Genomic DNA, 18694 nt, shown 5'->3' on the forward strand with positions numbered 1-18694 from the left:
AGCGAAATAATAAATTAAAGTTATTAGTAGTTTACACCCCTTATAGGTAATCGTCAACTCATATAGCGCTATTTTCTTACAGAAAAAGCCACTCCTTAGCGATAAGTCGTGGCTGATTTGTTTTCTTCTGTGCGCTTTTGCATTTCTTCTTTTGTATAAATGACCCTCATTGGATTTCCTCCAACAAAAGAGCCAGGCTCTACGTTTCTATGTACAACTGTGCCAGCAGCAACAATTGCTCCGTTACCGATTATTACTCCAGGTAAGATTGTGCTATTAGCTCCAACCATTACCTCATCACCAATGATCACATCACCAAGTCGATATTCTTTAATTAAATATTCATGGGCGAGGATCGTTGTATTGTATCCAATAACTGAGTTTCTTCCAACCGTGATCTTCTCTGGAAACATAATATCAAGCATAACCATCAATCCAAAAGAAGTTTGAGGCCCTACCTTCATCCGTAAGAACGTGCGGTAAAGCCAGTTTTTAAATGATAAAAAAGGAGCATAGCGAGCGAGCTGAATCACAATAAAATTACGCATCACCTTCCAAAATGGAACGGTTTTGTAGACGTGCCAGAGCGAATTAGGTCCTTCGACAGGAAACCGTTTCGTCTTTCTCACTGCTCTTTTCCTCTTAGCCATGAAATCAGATCTTTCATCTCTTCTAAGATTACATCTGGCTCATAAGAAGCAATATGCTCTCTTCCTTTTGCACTCCAAGCCACACCAGCTGTTTTCGCACCTGCATTTTTACCAGATAGAATATCATGATGATTATCTCCTACCATGACAGCTTCTTCCGGCTGTGCATTTAAAAGTGCCAATGCTTTTTCAACTGGCTCTGGATGAGGTTTCGCATGCTGAACATCATCAATTGCAACAATTACATCAAAAAATTGATCTAACTTCGTTAACTTTAGTCCCATCATAACCGTATTAATCTGTTTTGTGGTAACAATAGCCAACTTGTACTTCTGTTCATGTAACCATTTCACCGTTTCAAATACGCCTTCAAACTCTGTTACAAGCTCATCATGATGACTTAAGTTATGTGTACGGTATGTGTCAATCATTTCATGTACTCGTTCTTTATCCATCCTTACAAAGGTATCGTAAAGAGGCGGGCCCATAAATGCCAGGACATCTTCACGTTTGTATTGCTTCGGATAATAATGGTCTAATGTGTGCATAAAAGATGAAATAATTAATTCGTTTGTATCAATTAGCGTTCCGTCTAAATCAAAAAGAACGGTGTTAATGCTCATATGAAACTTCCTTTCTATGCCTTACTTCATTCTCTTTCCACATTCGTGAAATAACGATGGTTAATACGAGCGCAACAACTACTCGAATAATAAGCAGCGGCAGTACAGGAATACCTAGCGGAATAAAGATTAACGTATCTTCTACTACAGCATGACAAGCGACCAAAAAGATGAATGCAAGCGTCGCATCACGTTTACTAACTCCTTCTTCTTGTACAGCTTGAATCATAACGCCAGCTCCATATGCCAATCCTAGTAAGAGACCCGTCACAAGCGTTGTAGACGTATTTTCTTTCATGCCTAATAAGCGTGTAAAAGGACCAAGCATTGAAGAAAGCTTATCTAGCCACCCGATATCTTTAAGGATTTGAATTCCTACCATGACTGGAATCACAATGAGAGCCAGCTGTAGAATTCCAAAACCTGCTTTTTCAATTGACTGCCAGATGATTGCTCCCCATCCGCTTACCTCTTCATGTTTTGTTGCTAAAAATCCGTACTCTGCCTGTTCGCCTCCGCCATTCCATACCAAGTTGATGACGATAGCTGAAATCACAGCGAGCCCGATACGAACGGATAAAATAACCCATAGCTTCACACCAACTTTTAAAGCTACGCTCGTTTCAATTAATAAATTATGAGAGAAAGACAACATAACAGCTAAAATAAATACTTCTTTTACCGTTAAATCCAGTGATAAAATCCCTGCAATTCCCGCATATAAATTTAACAAGTTCCCCAGCACAAGTGGGATGGCTGCATCTCCTGATAGACCAAACAACTTCATCAAAGGTGAAATTAACGTAGCAAACCAATCCAGAACCGGCGTGTATTGAAGGAGTGAAACAATTAGCGTTACTGGAAAAATGACTTTCCCAAGTGTCAGCGTTGTTTTGAGTCCTCCCATAATCCCCTTTTGTATCGACCTAAGCATTCCCTCACCCCTGTTTCTTTTTGCTTGTTTCCAAATACGTTTCCTTATTTGTTTTTCGACGGATAGCGATAATAATGACTGCTACTGCAATTAAAACAAGTGAAATGACTTGTGCAATGCGTAGCGTATCCGTCAACATCAAGCTGTCTGTACGCATTCCTTCAATAAAGTATCGTCCAATCGAATACCAAATAACGTACGTTAAGAACAGTTCACCTCTACGTAGGTTTACGCGTCTCAGCGCAATTAACAGCGCAAATCCAGCTAAGTTCCACAGCGATTCATATAAGAACGTAGGATGATAATATGTACCGTTAATATACATTTGATTAATGATAAATTCTGGAAAATGTAAACTTTCTAGAAAAGCACGTGATACTTCACCACCATGCGCTTCTTGATTCATAAAATTCCCCCAGCGTCCGATTGCCTGCCCAAGAATGATACTTGGTGCCGCAATGTCCGCTAGCTTCCAAAATGAAATCTTTTTTACGCGTGAAAAAACAATTCCAGTTAAAACGGCCCCAATTAAGCCACCATGAATAGCAATGCCACCGTTCCAAATTTGAGGTATCTCATTCAAATGCTGTGAGTAATAATCCCACTCAAACGCCACATAGTATATGCGCGCACAAATAATGGCGATTGGTACTGCAAATAGTACTAAATCGATAAATGTGTCTTTAGGTAATCCGCGCTTCGTGCTTTCTTTTGTAGCAATATAAAGAGCAAGTAGAACACCCGCTCCAATAATGACACCATACCAATAAATTGTCAGTGGACCAAGCTCTAAAAACACGCGATCAAGCGGCTGAATATTTGCTTCCATCGAACCACCCTTTCTTAAATGTCTTCTCTGTCACCGTCTTCAATAACATCCGTTAAACGATTTGAGAATTGTTCAGCTGCGTTAATTCCCATTCGTTTCAAACGGAAGTTCATTGCTGCCACCTCAATAATAACAGCTAAGTTACGTCCTGGACGAACAGGTAACGTGATTTTTGTCACGTCTGTGTCAATAATCTTCATTTTATCTTCCTCAAGACCTAAGCGATCATAGTGCTTATTTTGATCCCATGTTTCAAGCTGAATAACTAATGAAATGCGCTTGTAGCTACGTACTGAACCTGCACCGAACAGCGTCATCACGTTGATAATACCAAGACCGCGAATTTCAAGTAAGTGTTCAATCAATCCCGGAGCATTACCTACCAGTGTATCTTGGTCTTCTTGACGAATTTCTACACAGTCATCTGCTACTAGACGATGGCCACGTTTTACAAGCTCAAGCGCAGTTTCACTTTTACCAACGCCACTTTTACCCATGATTAAGACACCAATTCCATAAATATCCACAAGCACTCCATGAAGAGCAGTAGACGGTGCTAAACGGCTTTCTAAGAAGTTCGTTAAATGACTTGATAGTCTTGTTGTTTTAGAAGGTGATCGTAGTACAGGAACTGCTTCGCGTTCAGAAGCTTCAATCAATTCTTTTGGGACAGACATATCACGAGAGATAATAATGGCTGGCGTAATATCTGTACACATTTTTTCCATTCGGATTTTCTTCTCTTCATCGTCTAAGCGATCAAAGAATGATAGTTCGGTTTTCCCTAATAGCTGTATGCGCTCTGCTGGATAATATGTAAAGTAGCCGGCCATTTCAATTCCCGGACGTGAAATATCACTTGTTGCAATTGGACGGTCAATTCCTTCTTCTCCACTAATTAATTCTAAATTAAACTTTTCAACTAAATCTTTAGTACGAACTGTTACCACCTGAAATCCTCCTTTAGTTTAAAACCATGTACCCAATAGCTTTTTGTCTATGATAGTATTTACCATTAAAGGTTCTCTCTATTTTATCACTAAAAGCAAGAGAAGAGAAAACAAAGTAGCGCTAGCTTCGATGAAGCTAGCGCTACTTTTATTTAGAACGTAAAGGATCGATGATAACCTTTTGGATTAATAAGTTAAGAATAGACATAATAATTGCTGCTAAAATAGCCGTTCCGAATCCATCAATAATAAACGAATCACCCATAATACCTTGCGTAATCATTAACGTTGCTGCATTAATAACGAATAAGAACAGTCCGAGTGTCAAAAATGTCACTGGTAACGTCAAAAGAATTAAAATGGGTTTTACGATAATATTTAAAATGGATAAAATAATGCTGGCAATAATGGCGGCACCAAGCGATGATAATTGAAAAGCATCGATATAACCGGCAATTACTATGAGTACAAGTGCATTAATTAAAATGCTAATAATCCCTCTCACAAACATGCTTAATAGGCTCCTTCTTCATTTGGCAATACAAAGATTAAAATGATATAGATAACCACAAGTGGTGTTCCAATCACGAATAGAACGCTTAATGCAAAAATCAGTCGAAGGATTGTTGCACTAACCCCTGTATACTCTGAAATCCCGCCGATAATCCCGGCTAATTTTCTGTTTTTGCGTGATCTATATAACTTTTTCATTTATCAATCTTCTCCTTTTCCTAATCATTCTGATTACAAAAGGCTTTAGTGTATGCCAACGTTTTACTTAACTGTGATTGAACCAGCTTTGGACTCCGCTAATAATTTATACGATTTAGCTGCTTCAAGGTATGCTCGGAAGCGCATCTGTTTCATAACCGTCTCTTTTTTCTCTTCTATGACCTCCATTTGAGGTAAGTTACATACGAATTTACCTAAATTCGATTTTAAATCTCCTTCAATACCAAGATGAGACGGCGTATAAAACTCAATATGTCCCGTAGTCGTTTTTAAAAATGCTAACTCAATGCGCTCTCCTTTTAGGTACCCTTCAATATCACCATTAAAAGTTTGCGCATCAATTTTTTTATAATCTCCATCAAACTTTATAGAGCCATTAATTGTCTCCATCTCACATTTTGATGAGAAAACACGTGAGAGCTCAATGTGACCATTGGATGTTTCCGCTTCAAGCTGTCCACTATTCACTTCATAAAAGCGAATTAAACCGTTGGCTGTTTTAGCCTTTAATTCTCTTACATTTAATCTTTCCCCTTCGATAGGACCATTAAACACACGTAAATTCACTCTCTCATACTCGGTTTCGGGTATATAAACCGTTGCTTTTACCTTCATATGTTTTTTTTGCACATTAAATTTCAGCTTACCGTTTTCAATTGAAAATAAGACATCTTTTAAGAAAGCCTGCCGTGCTTGCTCTTGTCCCTCTACCTTATAAACATCTGATTCACACTCAATTCGTACGTCAGGGCTTCCCCATGGTTTTACCTTCACGCTTCCGTTTGCAATATCAATATCGATTGCTTGAATATAAGCTTCTGTTTGTTGGAAAATATGCTGAACTTTAAACGATGGACCAAAATTAAAGTCTAGATCAACATCCTTTACTTTTTTGACTGTTTGATCCACAAAGCTAAATAACTTTTCTTTAAAAGATGCAGACGAAGGTTTAAAAGTTGAAGAACTGCTACTCGATTTACCAACATAAGGCGTCAGTTGTGATGAAGTGTTTACGTTCACAGCTGGTTTAGGATTTGCTTCAGGATTTGCTTCAAGTGAATTTAAAAGCGTTAACGCTTCATCTACGGTCAACTTTCCCTCTTCTACCATTTGTAAAATTTGCTTGCGCTTTTCTAGCATGCAACTCTCCCCTTTTGGTTTATAAATTCATCTATCTTAACCCATTATTTCATACTTTTACTGCCTTTTTATTAAAGAAAAAGCAGACTATTATGTAATACGGTTTATGCTGTAAAAAGTTTCAATATACATAAAATAGAAAAAAGGCGCTACCTTTAGCGCCTTTTCCTTTCTTCTATGCTTTACCAACAGTTTGAACTTCTTTTATCTTCTCATCCATACGCTTTCGATCCCGTTCTAAAATCGGTTTTAAATATTTGCCTGTATAGGACCCTTTCACTTCCGCGACTTCTTCTGGTGTACCTGTACCAACAATCTGACCGCCTTTATCCCCACCTTCAGGTCCTAAATCAATTAAATAATCTGCTGCTTTAATAATATCCAGATTATGTTCAATCACAAGGACTGTGTCACCATTTTCAACGAGGCGTTGCAGTACTTTTAGAAGTCGCGCAATGTCGTCAATATGGAGACCAGTTGTTGGCTCATCTAAAATATAAAGCGTTCGGCCCGTTGATCGACGATGAAGCTCTGAAGCTAGTTTTACGCGCTGTGCTTCTCCCCCTGATAGCGTTGTAGCAGGTTGCCCAAGCGTAATATATCCAAGACCTACATCATAAATCGTTTGTAGCTTACGCTTGATTTTCGGAATGTTTTCAAAGAAATGCAAAGCATCCTCAACCGTCATATCCAGCACGTCTGAAATATTATGATCTTTATACTTAACCTCTAATGTTTCACGGTTATAGCGCTTCCCATGACAAACTTCACACGGTACATATACATCCGGTAAAAAGTGCATTTCAATTTTAATAATTCCGTCTCCACGGCAAGCTTCACAGCGGCCTCCCTTTACGTTAAAACTAAAGCGGCCTTTTTTATAACCTCGCACTTTTGCTTCGTTTGTTTGGGCAAACACGTCACGAATATCATCAAAGACGCCCGTATACGTAGCAGGATTAGAGCGAGGTGTACGCCCAATTGGAGACTGATCAATATCAATCACTTTATCTAAGTGCTCAATTCCTTTGATTTCTTTATGTTCGCCAGCTTTACTTTTTGCTTTATGAAGCTTTTGAGCAAGCGTTTTGTGTAAAATATCATTTACTAGCGTACTTTTCCCTGACCCTGATACGCCTGTCACTGCTGTAAACGTTCCAAGTGGAATACTTGCCTTTACATTTTTCAAATTATTTTCTTTTGCACCTACAATGTCAATCATTCGACTTTTGTCAACTGAGCGGCGCTCTGTTGGCAACGGAATAAAACGGTCTCCGGATAGATACTGCCCCGTTAATGAATTTGGATCTGCCATCACTTCTTTTGGCGTACCCTGTGACACAACTGCTCCTCCATGGACACCGGCACCGGGACCAATATCAATTAAATAATCAGCAGCAAGCATCGTATCTTCATCATGCTCAACAACAATTAGCGTGTTGCCAATGTCTCTCATATCTTGCATTGTTCGAATAAGGCGGTCATTATCACGCTGATGCAGACCAATTGATGGTTCATCTAGAATATACAGGACTCCTGTTAAGCGTGAGCCAATTTGCGTTGCTAGTCGAATACGCTGTGCTTCTCCACCAGACAATGTTCCAGCTGAACGATTAATCGTGAGGTAATCTAGTCCAACATTTACTAAGAATCCGAGTCGTTCTTTAATTTCTCTTAAAATCATGTCTGCGATTTTCATTTCTTTATCAGAAAGCTGCAGGCTGCTAAAGAAATTGTACGCTTCTTGAACAGAAAAGCGAGTCACGTTACCAATATGTTTCGAATCAATTAAAACGGCAAGTGCTTCTTTCTTTAAGCGGTGGCCTTTACATGTTGAACAAGGCTGTTCAGCCATATATTTTTCCATTTGCTCACGAATATAATCAGAACTTGTTTCGTGATAACGACGCTCTACGTTTGGAATTACACCTTCGAACAAAATTTCGTTTTCACGCACTTGTCCAAAGTCATTTTCGTACCGGAAATATATTTTGTCTCCATCGCTTCCATACAAAATCTTATCTAACAAATGCTTAGGTAAGTCTTTTACCGCTACATCCATATCAATGCCATAGTGAGCACAGACTGCTTCTAGCATTTGTGGATAGTACTGAGAGCTTGTTGGAGCCCAAGGAGCAATAGCATTCTCTCGTAATGTTAATGTATCATCCGGAATTACCAGCTCAGCGTCCACTTTAAGCTTCATGCCTAATCCATCACATGCTGTACAAGCGCCATAAGGACTGTTAAATGAAAACATTCTAGGTTCAAGCTCCCCAATGGAAAAACCACATTTCGGGCATGCATGATGCTCACTAAATAAGAGCTCTTCTTCACCGATAATATCGATAATAACTTTTCCATCACCAAGTTTTAGAGCCGTTTCTAAAGAGTCAGATAAACGAGATTGTACGCCTTCTTTTACGACGATTCGATCGATAACTACTTCAATCGAATGCTTTTTATTTTTATCTAACTCAATTTCTTCTGTTACTTCACGCATTTCTCCGTCTACACGTATGCGCACATAGCCTTGCTTTTTAATGTCTTCTAAAGCTTTTACATGTGCACCTTTTCGTCCAGATACAACGGGAGCAAGCACTTGTAATTTTGTACGCTCTTCATACTCTAAAATACGGTCGACCATCTGTTCAATGGTCTGAGACGTGATTTCAATTCCATGGTTTGGACAAGTTGGTCTCCCTACACGCGCAAACAGTAAACGTAAATAATCATAAATCTCTGTAACCGTTCCTACAGTTGAACGAGGGTTACGACTCGTTGTTTTTTGATCAATTGAGATAGCCGGAGACAAACCTTCAATGGAATCCACGTCCGGCTTGTCCATCTGACCAAGGAACTGTCGAGCATATGCGGATAGTGACTCCACGTAACGTCTCTGACCTTCTGCATAAATCGTATCAAAAGCAAGCGATGATTTACCAGAACCTGATAAGCCGGTTAGTACGACCAGCTTATCACGCGGAATTTCAATATCGATATTTTTTAAATTATGAGCGCGCGCGCCTTTTATTACGATTTTCTCCATCGCCATCTTGCTATCACCCTTCTGCTTTTAGTTCTAAAATGAGGTCACGAAGCTCAGCGGCTCGTTCAAAGTTAAGAGCTTTAGCTGCTTCCTTCATCTCTTCTTCCATTTCTTGAATTACTTTATGTTTTTCTTTTCCAGTCATTTTATCGAATGCAGGTGCTTGATCGTAACTTTCAGTATCCTCAGCTACAATTGTTGCTCGGATGGCACCGCGAACTTCTTTTTGAATCGTCTGCGGCGTAATGCCGTGTTTTTCGTTATATTCTTCTTGGATGCTACGACGACGCTTTGTTTCACTAATCGCAATTTCCATTGAGTTAGTAATACGGTCTGCGTACATAATAACATGCCCATTGGCATTACGCGCTGCTCGACCAATCGTTTGGATAAGTGATCGTTCTGATCGTAGAAATCCTTCTTTATCTGCGTCCAATATTGTAACAAGTGACACTTCAGGAATGTCGAGCCCTTCTCTTAGAAGGTTGATTCCAACTAAAACATCAAACTTACCAAGTCGTAAATCTCGAATAATTTCAATTCGCTCAAGCGTTTTAATTTCAGAATGCAAATACTGTACTTTAATGCCTATTTCTTTTAAGTAATTGGTTAAGTCCTCTGACATTTTTTTCGTTAACGTTGTAATGAGAACGCGCTCGTTTTTCGCAATTCGATCTTGAAGTTCACCAATCAAATCATCAATCTGGCCTTCAATTGGTCTCACTTCAATATTCGGATCTAGTAATCCTGTTGGTCGAATAATTTGTTCAATGACATCAGGCGCTTTCTCAAGCTCATAAGGCCCTGGTGTTGCTGAAACATGAACAATTTGATGAATATGATCTTCAAATTCATCGAATTTTAACGGGCGGTTATCAAGCGCGGACGGAAGGCGAAAGCCGTGGTCAACCAGCACTTGTTTACGCGCTTGGTCTCCGTTATACATTCCGCGAATTTGTGGAATAGTCACGTGTGATTCATCTACCACAAGAAGAAAGTCTTCTGGAAAGAAGTCTAGCAGCGTGTATGGTGTTGATCCTGGTGGACGTAGTGTTAAATGGCGAGAGTAATTTTCAATTCCAGAACAAAACCCCATCTCTCTCATCATTTCTAAATCATAATTTGTGCGCTGTTCAAGGCGCTGAGCTTCTAGTAACTTGCCTGCTTCTCGCATCTTTTCAAGCTGTTCTTGAAGCTCTTTCTCGATATTTTTAATGGCTACTTTCATCTTTTCTTCACGAGTTACGAAGTGAGACGCTGGGAAGATAGCAACATGCTCTCTGTCGCCAAGTACTTCTCCAGTTAAAGCATCGACTTCACGAATCCGATCGATTTCATCACCAAAAAACTCAACGCGAATGCAGCGCTCATCTCTTGACGCTGGAAAAATTTCCACTACATCTCCACGCACGCGAAACGTCCCGCGTTTAAAGTCGATGTCATTTCGTTCATACTGTACGTCAACAAGATCTCGAAGTAGTTGATTTCGCTCTTTTTCCATGCCGACACGAAGCGAGACAACCATTTCTTTATATTCTTCCGGTGAACCTAATCCATAAATACAAGAAACGCTGGCAATAATGATAACGTCTTTTCGCTCAAACAACGAAGACGTTGCAGAGTGCCGCAGCTTATCGATTTCGTCATTAATGCTTGCATCTTTTTCAATAAACGTATCGGTTTGTGGAACATAGGCTTCCGGCTGATAATAGTCGTAATAGCTTACAAAATATTCTACTGCATTATCCGGAAAGAACTCTTTAAACTCGCTATACAACTGACCTGCTAACGTTTTATTATGAGCAATAATTAAGGTAGGCTTATTAACTTCCTTAATTACGTTAGAAATCGTAAAGGTCTTACCTGTTCCTGTTGCACCTAATAACACCTGCTGCTGTTTTCCTTCCTGAATACCTTTGACAATTTTTTCGATTGCCTTAGGCTGATCCCCTTGAGGTTCATATGAGGATACTAGCTTAAATTGATCTGCCACAGAGAGGCCTCCATTCCCTTAGTGTTAAAAATTATAGTACCGTAATCTCCTAAAACACGAACTTATATTCGTATTTTATCACTTCTTTTTATATAATGGAACTCAATAGTATTTGACTGTTCAAATTTTCCTTGTTTCTTCATCTCTCATTTGTATACCCAGTCTGAGCAAATATATAATCCCTTTGCAAATTAGCTATAAAATAGATCAAAAGAAGCGCTTTGCGACCTTTTAAAAAGTATGATACATTTAATGAAAAGTAAGAATATGAAAGGGGTTTAGTACAATCCAATGAGCTCAATTAAAATAAACGACTCCTTTATTTTAACCAGTCCATCTACATCCATGTCCCAGATAAAATCCGAACTTTCTAACTTTGAATATGTTATCGTTTTTGATAAACATTATTACATCTTTCATACAACAGAACAGTTTGCCCTCCAGAGTGCTTCGATGAGCATGCCTATTATTGATTGGATTTATAAAACCAACTGGTCTCCTTCTACTATATCTACTTGGCTTGACCTCAAAACATCAAAGGTTAACTGGGAGCGTCCAGTTCTTATCCAAGCATACGAAACTAATTCTATTCACGGTGTACTTCATCCTTCCGATTGGATTCACTATCTACAAGCTGAAAATGAAGATGTTTTCTCTTATTTTGAAACGCTGGGAGAAACCATTAACGATGCTGTGACGGTTGTTGATGATAAAGGAAAAGTAGTACTGTGGAATACAGCGGCTGAAAATACGTACAAAATCGCTAAACAAGCAATTGTTGGCGAGTTTATTAATACGTACTTCGATGATGAATCCATTGTGCTACATAAAATCTTAAACGAAGGTCGACCAATCCGAGGCGCATACCATAAGCCAAATAAAGAAACGCATGTGTTAGTAAATGCTTCACCTATTGTAAAAGGTCATAAAGTGATTGGTGCAGTGGCAACCGAGCATGATATTACCAATATTATTCGACTGCACGAAGAAGTCGAACAAGACCCATTGGTAGGTGATAAGAGCTTATTTTCTTCTATTATTGGGGAGAACTCTTCCCTTGAAGAAGAGATAGAAATGGCTAAAAAGGTCTCGTCTACAAATATTCCTATTTTATTAACCGGAGAGGTAGGGTCTGGAAAAGAACTACTTGCTCAGGCTATTCATTACGATAGTACAAGACGAAACGAACCCTTTATTACGCTAAACTGCGCAACTATTCCTCCTGGCCTCATCGATATGGAGCTTTTCGGATATCAGCAAGGCGTATTCTCACAGCCTACAACCGATAAAAGGCCTGGAAAATTAGAGCTAGCAGCTAACGGAACCTTATTTATTCAAGATGTTCATAAGATGCCTTTAGATGTTCAAATTAAACTGTGTGACTATCTCGAAAACGCTGCTTATTACATGACGGGAAGTAATGAGCAAGTTCAAGTTAATACAAGGATTATGGCTTCAACATCTATCCTATTAGAGAGCTTAATCGAGCAAGGAGAATTTTATGAGGGCCTTTATTATCAGCTAACGGTCATCAATATTCATATTCCACCTTTAAAAGAGCGTCAGAATGAAATTCCAACGCTCATTACACAATTTATTGAAGAATTTAGCATAAAGTACGAAAAGGCAAAACCGATTCTTGATGAAGATATTGTGGAAACGCTTTGTCATCAAGAGTGGCCCGGTAATGTACGAGAACTTCGAAATACTATAGAACGACTAATCTTACTTAACGATTTGCCAACCATCACGGCACAACACTTACCAGCTGAATTAAAACGTCAAATCAATCTTCATGAGCCTTTGAATGAAGCATCCTCTGAAAAGCAGCTTATTCAAGATACGCTAAAAAGAACCTATGGCAATAAGAGCGCCGCAGCTGATTTATTGGGAATTTCAAGAGGAACATTGTATAACAAAATTAAAGAATACGGCTTGTAACCAAAAAGACCTTTCTAAATTAGAAAGGTCTTTTTGGTTACGCTGATTGATTATATTCTTCAAACTCGCTTTGCGTTTTCTCGTTCGGAGCAGGTGTTAATAGACTTACTACTACAATTCCAACTAAGCTAATTAAAAAACCTGGAATCATTTCGTATAATAAATCCGATAGCCCAGGGATCTTTGTCCATACAACAACCGTCACGGCACCAAGAACCATACCTGCTAACGCTCCCCATTTATTCATTCGTTTCCAATAAAGGCTCAATAAGATAACAGGACCAAAAGCAGCTCCAAACCCTGCCCACGCATAACCGACTAAGGATAGGATTGTACCGCTTTTATTAAATGCAATCATGACACCAATGATGGATACAAGAAGTACAAATCCACGTCCAACCAACATTAGTTCTTTATCACTTGCTGAACGTCGGAAAAATGTTTTGTACAAATCTTCTGTTAATGAACTTGACGTTACAAGAAGTTGTGATGAAATGGTACTCATTACGGCAGCTAGCAAAGCTGCTAATAAGAAACCTGTAATAATTGGATGAAATAAAATCGTACTTAATCCGATGAATACCGTTTCAGGATCGGCAATGTCCAACCCTTGTTTTGTATAATAGGCTAAGCCTACAAAGCCCGTTAGCATAGCTCCAACCACTGAAACAAGCATCCAACTCATCCCAATGCGACGAGCAGGCTTAATTTCTTTTACTGATGAGATAGCCATAAATCGAACAATAATATGAGGCTGTCCAAAATAACCTAATCCCCATGCAAACAACGAAATGATGCCTAAGAAGCTTGTGCCACTAAAAATATTGAATAAGTCCGTATCAATGTTTCGAACCTCATTCATTGCCGTATCAAATCCACCTATTTGTGTAAGAACCACAATTGGCACAAGGATTAAAGCAACAAACATAATAATTCCTTGAACGAAATCGGTCCAACTAACGGCTAAAAAGCCACCAAACAACGTATAAGCTACGACTACTCCAGCTACAACCCATAGGCCTATCTCGTAGTCTAGATTAAGCGTTGTTTCAAAAAGAACGCCTCCTGATACAATTCCTGATGAGACATAAAAAGTAAAAAATAAAATAATAACAATAGCTGATATCATGCGTAACATTTTGGAATCATCGTTAAAGCGATTTTCTAAAAATGCTGGAATTGTCATTGAATTATTAGCCACTTCTGTATACTTACGAAGACGAGGTGCAACAAATAACCAGTTAGCATATGCACCTAACGTAAGCCCAATTACAATCCACGAAGCACTTACCCCCTGAACAAACATAGCACCAGGTAATCCCATCATTAGCCATCCACTCATATCAGAGGCTCCTGCACTTAAAGCCGTTACGCCCGGGCCTAGCGAGCGTCCTCCTAATACATAGTCTGATAGATTAGAAGTCCTTCGGTAAGCATAATAACCAATTAATAACATACCGATCATGTATACCACAATGGAACTTAACAGCTGAATCTCCATCAAATCTCTCCTCTCAAATTTGCATAGAAATAATATACTAGATTTTAATTCAGAAGTAACCAAAAATTTTATGATAAAAAAATAATCAGAAAGGGCCCAGGGCCCCTCTGATTAAATCCCATTAAATCTTTCTAGCTGTCATTTTCCCTTGTGTAAATAGAAGTAGGTAGTCATATCCACCTGCTTTAGAATCCGTTCCTGACATATTGAAGCCACCAAAAGGATGTACTCCTACCAACGCACCAGTACATTTTTTGTTGATGTACAAGTTACCGCAATGCATTTCATTTAGCGCAGTTGAAATACGACTCTCATCCTGAGAGAAGAACCCACCCGTTAATCCGTAATCTGTATCGTTATAAATTTCAATTGCTTCTTTCCAGTCAGCTGCTTTTGCCATCGCAAGCACAGGACCAAAGATTTCTTCTTTCATAATACGTGCCTGCGGACTCACATCTCCAAAGATAGTTGGTTCAATATAGAAGCCATTCCCTTCGGCAGGGCTACCCCCTGTTAGAAGCGTTCCTTCACCTTTTCCAACCTCGATATACGACAAAATTTTATTATATGCTTTTTGATCAATGACTGGACCGACTGCATGATTTTTTTCCGGAAGTCCAATACTAAGCTTTTTCGTGCGTTCGACAACCTTATTTACCACTTCATCGTAAACAGACTCCACAATAATTGCTCGAGATCCTGCTGAGCACTTTTGTCCTTGGAAGCCAAATGCTGCTGCAACAATTCCATCAGCAGCTGCATCTAAATCAGCTGTTTCATCTACCACAATGCCATCTTTACCGCCCATTTCAGCAATGACACGCTTTAACCAAATCTGTCCAGGCTGTACTTTAGACGCTCTTTCGTAAATACGACAACCAACTTCACGTGAACCTGTAAAAGAAACAAAGCGTGTTTTTGGATGCTCAACCAAGTATTCGCCTACTTCAATACCGTCTCCCGGCACAAAGTTTAAGACGCCTTCTGGTAAACCTACTTCTTTCATAAGCTCTACAAATTTAGCCGCAATAACCGGAGCTGAATCAGCCGGTTTTAAGATAACAGTGTTCCCTGATACAATTGCCGCTACGGTAGTCCCTGCCATAATAGCAAGTGGGAAGTTAAATGGCGAGATGATTACGCCTACTCCAAGTGGAATATACGTCATTTGCGTCTTTTCACCATCTACAGGCGTTAATGGCTGGTTAATGTGCGTCTCGCTAAGGCGAAGCATTTCTCTTGCATAAAACTCCATAAAATCAATTGCTTCTGCTGTATCTGCATCTGCTTCAGCCCAATTTTTCCCTACTTCATAAACGAGCATTGCAGAGAATTCATGCTTGCGCTGACGCATCAAATCCGCTGCTTTAAATAAATAATCCGCACGCTCAGCCGGTGAAACATTCTTCCACGTTTCAAACGTTGTTAACGCCTGTTGCATTGCTTGTTCTGCTAAAGCCGTTGTTCCTTTGCTCACACGCCCAATGACGTCATCTTTACTCCCAGGGTTAATTGAAACAATATAATCTCCCGTATCAATTGTTTCGCTACCAATTGAAATTGGGTAGGTTCTCCCTAGCTCACCCTTTACTTTTTTCAACGATTTTTCCATCGCTACCTTATTTGCTTCAACTGTGAAATCAGTGAAAGGCTCATTTTTAAATACAGATGGTTTTGTTGTAATTGTCATATTCATCTACCCCTTTACGTGAAATTATTTTACAAAGTTCTTTAATACAAACCATACATTCGCTGGGCGCTCAGCTAATCGGCGCATGAAGTACCCAAACCAATCTACACCGTACGGTACATATACGCGCACTTTATAACCTTCTTTAACAAGCTTATCTTGTAACTCCACACAAATACCGTATAGCATCTGAAATTCAAATTGGTCATTTGGAATATTCAGTTTTTTAACTAACTCTTTTGTATAGTCAATCATTGCTTCATCGTGGCTTGCCACGGCTGTATAATTGCCGTTTTCCAAGTGCATTTTAATAATTTCTTTAAGATTTTCATCTACATCTTTTTTTGCTGGAAATGCTACTTCAGGTGACTCTTTATATGCCCCTTTTACTAAGCGCAAGTTTGCTTGATATTGATTTAGGTCTTTAATGTCCTGCTGTGTGCGATACAGATATGCTTGAATCACAATTCCAACGTTATCATACTCTTTTCGCAGCTCTTTATATATATCTAGTGACTGCTGACAGTGAGCATAATCTTCCATATCAATTCGAACAAAAATTCCATGCATTTTGGCAACCTCAAGAATTTTGCGCATATTGTCCATGCAGAGTTGTTCGCTAATATCTAAACCAAGAGATGTCATCTTCAGTGATAAATTTGAATTAACATTTGAGTGCGCAATTGCATGTAATGTCTGCACACACATATCAGTGGATTCAGCCGCTTCCTCTTTGGTATATACAAATTCCCCAAGATGATCTAACGTTGCAACCTTACCTGCAGCGTTAAGCTCTCTACAAGTATTAATAGCAGATTCAATTGAATCACCTGCCACAAATCTTGCTGCACCCATCCGTAGACCATACCTTTTTGCTAATTTATTCATTGAGTGATTTTTGCCTAACGATTGAAACATCGTTCTCATTAAAACCTCCATCAATACCAAGCCTCCTTCATCACATTAAGATTTAAAAGATTCTTAACTTACTATATGTTCAGTATACTCTCCTCTCTACAATTTTGTAAACGCTTTCTGTGTATTTTTTGAACAAATTTGTTTATTTTTTATAAAATATACACTTTTGTTCAATCGATAATTTGATTATATCTAACATAATAGGAATATACTAGAAGTTTGTTAAGACATCTGTCATACTTTTTCAAACAAAAAACCCTACTTCTTTATGATAAAGAAATAGGGTTTCTGAATTAAACAGCTTCCGATGTTAGCTTCTTGTAGTTATGAACAAATAAAATTCCTAGCTCATGATGTTCATTATCATACAAAGCGCGCTGAGCAAAGCGAACCTCACCCGAATAATCAAGCACTTCTAATTTACAGAAAGCGCGATTATTAACTTGAAGCGCTTCGTAGAATTTTGCAACTTCTGATACAGGCACACCGTTTACTTTTGTAATTAACTCTCCAACTTGTAAGCCCATTTTTTCAGCGGGTGATCCTGGAATAACTCCCAATATGATAACACCCTCTAATTTTTTTGTGAAAAATGGTGCTGAATTTTCATCTACCACACGTTGTTTTGTACTAATCCACTGTCGAACTACGATACCAAGAGCCGCCACAACAATTGAAAATAGTGGAACAACCAATGTTATAAATGCCACTAAAACTAAACCAACACCTAAAAATAGTACTCTTTTTCCAGTGAATGAAATTGATGCGCTTGGCAACATGCTTTGAATTCGTTGACTAAATCCTATCGCAAATGGAACAAAAAATAAGCTAAACGACGTTTGCCCCACCGTAAGTACTGGCCACCAGCTGAAAGTGGACGTAATTGCATCACCAGGAACTAATAAAAACACCGGAACAACCCAAAGCTTTTGAGAGAAATGAGCACCAATCTCTTGGCCTCGTTTGCTCTTAATAATAGCAGGAGAGGTTCCTTTTACACCAAACTTCCAAATCAAATATCCTTCTGCTACTACTAGTAGCGCTAACAAAAACGTTAGCGATGGTAAATGTGCATCCTTTAATTCAAGTGACAATGTATGAACAATCCCACTTCCAATTCCTACGTTTGGAATAACTAGCGTAGCAAAAATGGTTACACCTAACACATAAGCGGGCGATAACCATCGGAATGTCCACGGTCCACTCAGAAGAAACGTGATTAAAGCAATAAACACAAGCGTTCCAATTGTTACGTATGTCCCTACTAAAACAGTGATAATTGAAAGGATTAAGCCAATAATAATGCCAGGAAAAAATAAATACTTCGCTTCTAAAATAAAATCAAATACTCGAACGTGAAAGTTTTTTCGTTCACGCTTAACGCGTGCCAGACCAACAAAGAATGAAACCAGTAAAAATAAATAGGTGAGCGGATGTATAAAAAGCTTTCCCGCTCCTTTTAGAATCTCTGTTACGACTTCCATCTTTCCACCGCCTACTACTCCCTCAACTTCTTATTTTTATTTATCAACGCAGATTTATATGTATAACCAGTAATTTCATTTTAACAAAGTATGAGAACAACCGCCAATGTTGTTTTTTTCTAAAAAACAGTCCTCCAAGCACTATGAGAAAAGGAACAAATCATTCATTTTTGTATGGTAACTGTCTGTTCTACACATATGTGTTCAATTCTATTTACCCAAAAAAAGGGCATCTACTGTGTAGATACCCTTTTTCTTAC

General features: G+C 38.8%; 15 protein-coding genes. 1 reads left to right on the plus strand and 14 read right to left on the minus strand.

Features of this window, described 5'->3' with window-relative positions; all coding sequences use genetic code 11:
* Positions 1 to 95: 95 nt before the first annotated feature.
* The 10 genes from NIZ91_20065 to uvrB form a co-directional block, all read right to left on the minus strand.
* Entirely contained in the window at positions 96 to 629 is a 534-nt protein-coding gene (locus tag NIZ91_20065; GenBank protein USY54965.1) for an acyltransferase, read from the minus strand.
* Positions 626 to 1273, minus strand: coding sequence for a pyrophosphatase PpaX (gene ppaX / locus NIZ91_20070; protein USY54966.1), 648 nt, complete (start codon positions 1271 to 1273; stop codon positions 626 to 628). The genes NIZ91_20065 and ppaX overlap by 4 nt, the downstream gene beginning before the upstream one ends.
* A complete protein-coding gene (locus NIZ91_20075) occupies positions 1263 to 2207 on the minus strand; it encodes a hypothetical protein (protein ID USY54967.1) in 945 nt (314 codons plus the stop codon). Before NIZ91_20075 ends, ppaX begins: the two co-directional genes overlap by 11 nt.
* Before the next feature lie 4 nt (positions 2208 to 2211).
* The gene (lgt, locus tag NIZ91_20080; GenBank protein USY54968.1) at positions 2212 to 3036 is read right to left on the minus strand and encodes a prolipoprotein diacylglyceryl transferase; all 825 of its coding nucleotides are present in this window, start codon (positions 3034 to 3036) and stop codon (positions 2212 to 2214) included.
* A 14-nt stretch (positions 3037 to 3050) separates the two neighbouring features.
* A complete protein-coding gene (hprK, locus tag NIZ91_20085; GenBank protein ID USY54969.1) occupies positions 3051 to 3986 on the minus strand; it encodes an HPr(Ser) kinase/phosphatase in 936 nt (311 codons plus the stop codon).
* A gap of 148 nt (positions 3987 to 4134) precedes the next feature.
* Positions 4135 to 4497 (minus strand): phage holin family protein, encoded by a 363-nt coding sequence (locus NIZ91_20090; GenBank protein USY54970.1) that lies wholly within the window; start codon positions 4495 to 4497, stop codon positions 4135 to 4137.
* 2 nt (positions 4498 to 4499) lie between these two features.
* On the minus strand, positions 4500 to 4697 hold the full coding sequence (locus NIZ91_20095) for a PspC domain-containing protein (GenBank protein ID USY54971.1): 198 nt from the start codon (positions 4695 to 4697) through the stop codon (positions 4500 to 4502).
* 63 nt (positions 4698 to 4760) lie between these two features.
* Positions 4761 to 5858 carry a DUF4097 family beta strand repeat-containing protein gene (locus NIZ91_20100; protein ID USY54972.1) on the minus strand — a complete coding sequence of 366 codons (1098 nt, stop codon included), beginning with the start codon at positions 5856 to 5858 and terminating at the stop codon, positions 4761 to 4763.
* 175 nt (positions 5859 to 6033) lie between these two features.
* Positions 6034 to 8913, minus strand: a complete 2880-nt coding sequence (gene uvrA, locus NIZ91_20105; protein USY54973.1) for an excinuclease ABC subunit UvrA — start codon at positions 8911 to 8913, stop codon at positions 6034 to 6036.
* A gap of 7 nt (positions 8914 to 8920) precedes the next feature.
* Positions 8921 to 10900 (minus strand): excinuclease ABC subunit UvrB, encoded by a 1980-nt coding sequence (gene uvrB, locus NIZ91_20110; protein ID USY54974.1) that lies wholly within the window; start codon positions 10898 to 10900, stop codon positions 8921 to 8923.
* Between the two features lie 291 nt (positions 10901 to 11191).
* Here uvrB and NIZ91_20115 point away from each other — a divergent pair, with 291 nt between their 5' ends.
* Positions 11192 to 12841 carry a sigma 54-interacting transcriptional regulator gene (locus tag NIZ91_20115; GenBank protein USY54975.1) on the plus strand — a complete coding sequence of 550 codons (1650 nt, stop codon included), beginning with the start codon at positions 11192 to 11194 and terminating at the stop codon, positions 12839 to 12841.
* Positions 12842 to 12878: 37 nt separating this feature from the next.
* Here NIZ91_20115 and putP read toward each other — a convergent pair whose 3' ends face one another.
* The 4 genes from putP to NIZ91_20135 form a co-directional block, all read right to left on the minus strand.
* Complete coding sequence (putP, locus tag NIZ91_20120) at positions 12879 to 14342, minus strand: sodium/proline symporter PutP (protein USY54976.1); 1464 nt, start codon at positions 14340 to 14342, stop codon at positions 12879 to 12881.
* Positions 14343 to 14463: 121 nt separating this feature from the next.
* Positions 14464 to 16032, minus strand: coding sequence for an L-glutamate gamma-semialdehyde dehydrogenase (gene pruA / locus NIZ91_20125; GenBank protein ID USY54977.1), 1569 nt, complete (start codon positions 16030 to 16032; stop codon positions 14464 to 14466).
* Positions 16033 to 16056: 24 nt separating this feature from the next.
* Positions 16057 to 16971, minus strand: coding sequence for a proline dehydrogenase (locus NIZ91_20130; protein ID USY54978.1), 915 nt, complete (start codon positions 16969 to 16971; stop codon positions 16057 to 16059).
* 272 nt (positions 16972 to 17243) lie between these two features.
* Complete coding sequence (locus tag NIZ91_20135) at positions 17244 to 18434, minus strand: PDZ domain-containing protein (protein ID USY54979.1); 1191 nt, start codon at positions 18432 to 18434, stop codon at positions 17244 to 17246.
* Between the last annotated feature and the right edge of the window lie 260 nt (positions 18435 to 18694).

Origin of the sequence: Bacillus sp. 1780r2a1 (assembly GCA_024134725.1) — a bacterium.
GTDB classification, from domain to species: Bacteria; Bacillota; Bacilli; order Bacillales; family Bacillaceae_H; genus Priestia; species Priestia aryabhattai_A.

Excerpts from the sequence above, each read along its gene's own strand:
- pruA (USY54977.1), bottom strand. The coding sequence starts at position 16,032 with ATGACAATTACAACAAAACCATCTGTATTTAAAAATGAGCCTTTCACT.
- putP (USY54976.1), bottom strand. The coding sequence starts at position 14,342 with ATGGAGATTCAGCTGTTAAGTTCCATTGTGGTATACATGATCGGTATG.
- NIZ91_20090 (USY54970.1), bottom strand. The coding sequence starts at position 4,497 with ATGTTTGTGAGAGGGATTATTAGCATTTTAATTAATGCACTTGTACTC.
- lgt (USY54968.1), bottom strand. The coding sequence starts at position 3,036 with ATGGAAGCAAATATTCAGCCGCTTGATCGCGTGTTTTTAGAGCTTGGT.
- NIZ91_20075 (USY54967.1), bottom strand. The coding sequence starts at position 2,207 with ATGCTTAGGTCGATACAAAAGGGGATTATGGGAGGACTCAAAACAACG.
- NIZ91_20130 (USY54978.1), bottom strand. The coding sequence starts at position 16,971 with ATGGAGGTTTTAATGAGAACGATGTTTCAATCGTTAGGCAAAAATCAC.
- NIZ91_20100 (USY54972.1), bottom strand. The coding sequence starts at position 5,858 with ATGCTAGAAAAGCGCAAGCAAATTTTACAAATGGTAGAAGAGGGAAAG.
- NIZ91_20115 (USY54975.1), top strand. The coding sequence starts at position 11,192 with ATGAGCTCAATTAAAATAAACGACTCCTTTATTTTAACCAGTCCATCT.
- NIZ91_20135 (USY54979.1), bottom strand. The coding sequence starts at position 18,434 with ATGGAAGTCGTAACAGAGATTCTAAAAGGAGCGGGAAAGCTTTTTATA.
- ppaX (USY54966.1), bottom strand. The coding sequence starts at position 1,273 with ATGAGCATTAACACCGTTCTTTTTGATTTAGACGGAACGCTAATTGAT.
- uvrA (USY54973.1), bottom strand. The coding sequence starts at position 8,913 with ATGGCGATGGAGAAAATCGTAATAAAAGGCGCGCGCGCTCATAATTTA.
- NIZ91_20095 (USY54971.1), bottom strand. The coding sequence starts at position 4,697 with ATGAAAAAGTTATATAGATCACGCAAAAACAGAAAATTAGCCGGGATT.